Genomic DNA, 3,000 nt, shown 5'->3' on the forward strand with positions numbered 1-3,000 from the left:
TCTCTTGCCTCTCTCTTATTATATCGTGTATATAATAAGAACACCGGGCGGGAAGGCGGGACCAGTCCCCAGCCGCTCGGTGGAGGGAGGGTAAACCCTATGTCAGATGTTTATCTGTCTGTTTTCGCCGGAGTATTCGGTGTTTTAACCTTTGTTTTCTTTGCCGCCGCGTATCTGTCGGAAGTCCCAGAGGCTCCATCAGAAGGCGTTCTGGAAAACCCGCGCTGTCTTCTTTGTGGCGCTCTTGCCTGTTGCTGTTTTGGCAGCTTCGTCGCGCTGATGTTCTACCTCACACTTATCAATCATTGAAGGAGCTCAACCATGTTCCCATCCATCAATCTCTCTGGTCGTGTCGGCAAGGATGCGACGCGCAAGACGTTCGGTAACGGCGGCGGATATGTGGTTTTCCGCGTAGCGTGCTCGAAGAATGTTCGTTCGCAGCAGTCCGAAACCGGCTGGCGCGAGCTGACCGAATGGGTCGAAGTCCGCGTCGATCTCCGGCAGGAAAAGCGCGCCGAGTATGTCGAAAAAAATGCGACACAGGGGCGGCAGGTTGAGGTCCGGGGTGATCTGCGTTCAGCCACGTTCCGGCCGCAGGGCGCAACCAATGATGTCACGATCTGGTACGTCGATCCGATGGATTTCGAATTCAAGGGCCGTCCCGTACAGCAGCGCGGGCAGGGGGCCGATGCTCCACCGGCCGACCAGTGGGAGGGTGAAGATCCGTTCGACCGGAAATAAGCAGGGGAGGGGAGCCGTCTTCGGGCGGCTCTTCGCTTGATTTTTCAGGGCTGTTCGCGCACATGCTATCGTGTCGTCGCGTGACGGGTTTACCCTCCCATATTTGCTTCGCAAGATGCAGACACGCGGCGACACCATCCCCATAAATTCTTGGTTCCGCTTGCAAAAGCGGCTATTATGACCGCTTACCAGTCAGGAGTGAGCGTGATGGGACAGACCCTTTCCGCCAGACCGATCAGCGCAGACGAATCCGCGCAGCGTCGTCGCGCCGTCGAGGAAGCCCGGGCGGCAAACTACCGGCAGGGATATGTCCATGATCCGGTTCTCGAAGAGGCGAACGAACGCTATATCCGGGGCGTAATTTCGCTCGAAGACCTGCGCCGCGAGATGCGCGACGCCATCCGGGCCGGTCGCTAATTCGCGGCCGCCATGAGTACCGGCGATCCGGGGCGCGGTTATACCTATCCCACCAATTCCAACGATCCGGATCAGCAGGATGTCTTGCGCAACCGGCTGGACCTGCGGTCGCGCGCGGCACTCAATCGGGCCGAATACAGGATCACCAGTGACCGCATGATCGACATCCGGCTGGGCTCAGGCCCGGCCGGTAATTTCGATGCGGCGCACCTGAAAGCCATTCATCAGCACCTCTTCGGCGAGATTTACGAATGGGCCGGACATACGCGCAACGAACGGCCCGTTGTGGATGGACGGCCGGTCGAGCCTATCGAATTCATGACCAAGGGCAGCACGACTTTCCTGCCGGGTTCGAGGCTCGATCGCGGACTGGCCGAGGCATTCCGGCCGATCCGTGATCCCGATGTCCTGAAGGGCTCTAACGTCGAGCAGTTTTCCGCCGTGGCCGGTCGCGTCATGTCCGAGCTTAATTTTGTCCATCCTTTCCGCGAGGGAAATGGGCGGGTTCAGGAAGCCTTCATCGCCACGCTTGGACAGAAGTATGGGCATGATGTCGATTTCTCCGTTATCACCAAGCCGCGAATGCTGGCCGCCTCCATCGCGGGTGCTGATGACCCTGCCAACCCGGCCATGCGTCATCTGGTCGAGGACGCGACGGACCGCGGAAGGGTGGCTGCCCTTCGGACAGCGTTCGAGCATCTGCGACAGCAGGGTGCGGAGCCTTTGGCCCAAGACGTACGGACCGCGCGTCCCGGCGAACAGATCACGGGCGTACTGCTCGCCACAGATACGCACAGCAGCAGCGTGAACACGGGCAAGGGCATCATCGTCGTACCGACGCAGGATCTCGGCCGCCAGAGGGCGGCCTCAGGCGACGATGTGACCGTGACTGTCAAATCCGGGTTCTCCGCAGCTGCGGCAGACCGTACAGCGCAGGAAAAGCCCGCCGCCAGCCAGCGCGCTGCAAGCTACTGGTCCGGCCAGGTGCAGAAAGGGCAGGGCGCGCGATCCAGCCCCGCAGGCGTTATGAAGGAACCGGACGCGCCCGCAGCCAAGCCGCGAGGCCCGAAGCTCCGCTAACCAGAAGGACCGCGCCCTGTTTCTTTCTCCCGAAACGCTCTGGTTGATTGGCGGCTCCTGCGTAATTGGTGCGGTCGTATGGCATGTCCGCCGCCGGCCGCTTGGCGAGGCAACGCTGGCGACGCTCTCGCCCGGCACGCCGGCCGAGAGCGTGCAGGAACTGCCCGAGCAGAACCAGACAGGGCGGGAAGCTATCCTGCGCAAACGCTATCAGCCTAAAGCCCTTCTATCGGATTGGGAGCGCCGTGCCCTTCTTGCCTTTCGGTCGCAGATTCCAGCCGGACACTATGTTTGCCCGCAGGTGCGGCTTGCGGAGTTGGTAAGCATCGTGGTCGATCCACGCCGCTTTCCCGAGGCGTTGAATCGGGTGGCCGGTAAAAGTCTTGATTTCGTGGTGATCGAACTGGCGACGGGGCGGCCGGTCCTTGCCATCGAACTCGATGACAGAAGCCACCAGCAGCGACAGCGGCAGGACCGCGACCGCTTCGTCAACGACCTGATGGAAGCCCTCAACATTCCGTTGCAACGCTTTACGCCATCGATGTCGCTCGACGTTTCCGGGCACTTCGTGCCCGGTCCGTCAGCGCGTCAGGTACTTGCGCGGCCAGCGCGCTAAGGCAGCCAGCGCCGCACACACTCCGCCCGCGATGAATGTCTTGTACGCGATGAGGATTCCAGCCGACCAGAGCAGCGATGAACCATGAATGAAGCAGAGCACCGCCAATATGGCGGCCGGGAGGGCGACGACAAAAACCCGAAGGG

The 3,000-nt window shown here is 61.0% G+C and carries 6 protein-coding genes; 5 read left to right on the forward strand and 1 reads right to left on the reverse strand.

Translation table 11 applies throughout. The features are described 5' to 3' along the window. From APA10_RS09010 to APA10_RS09030, 5 genes are all read left to right on the forward strand, one after another. Nucleotides 1-309 (forward strand): hypothetical protein (locus tag APA10_RS09010; RefSeq protein ID WP_250698533.1); only part of this gene is annotated, 309 nt, incomplete at its 5' end. A 12-nt stretch (nucleotides 310-321) separates the two neighbouring features. Then, the gene (locus APA10_RS09015; RefSeq protein WP_035367547.1) at nucleotides 322-741 is read left to right on the forward strand and encodes a single-stranded DNA-binding protein; all 420 of its coding nucleotides are present in this window, start codon (nucleotides 322-324) and stop codon (nucleotides 739-741) included. 207 nt (nucleotides 742-948) lie between these two features. Then, a complete protein-coding gene (locus APA10_RS09020; RefSeq protein WP_035367548.1) occupies nucleotides 949-1,158 on the forward strand; it encodes an antitoxin VbhA family protein in 210 nt (69 codons plus the stop codon). A gap of 12 nt (nucleotides 1,159-1,170) precedes the next feature. Further along, nucleotides 1,171-2,238, forward strand: a complete 1,068-nt coding sequence (locus APA10_RS09025) for a Fic/DOC family protein (RefSeq protein ID WP_035367551.1) — start codon at nucleotides 1,171-1,173, stop codon at nucleotides 2,236-2,238. A gap of 43 nt (nucleotides 2,239-2,281) precedes the next feature. Then, a complete protein-coding gene (locus tag APA10_RS09030) occupies nucleotides 2,282-2,854 on the forward strand; it encodes a DUF2726 domain-containing protein (protein WP_228120922.1) in 573 nt (190 codons plus the stop codon). Here the strand turns inward: APA10_RS09030 and APA10_RS15415 are convergent. Then, nucleotides 2,819-3,000: hypothetical protein (locus APA10_RS15415; protein ID WP_250698534.1), on the reverse strand; the 182-nt coding region annotated here is incomplete at its 5' end. The two genes, APA10_RS09030 and APA10_RS15415, sit on opposite strands and share 36 nt — an antisense overlap.

This window comes from Acetobacter pasteurianus subsp. pasteurianus LMG 1262 = NBRC 106471 (assembly GCF_000285275.1).
Lineage (GTDB): Bacteria > Pseudomonadota > Alphaproteobacteria > Acetobacterales > Acetobacteraceae > Acetobacter > Acetobacter pasteurianus.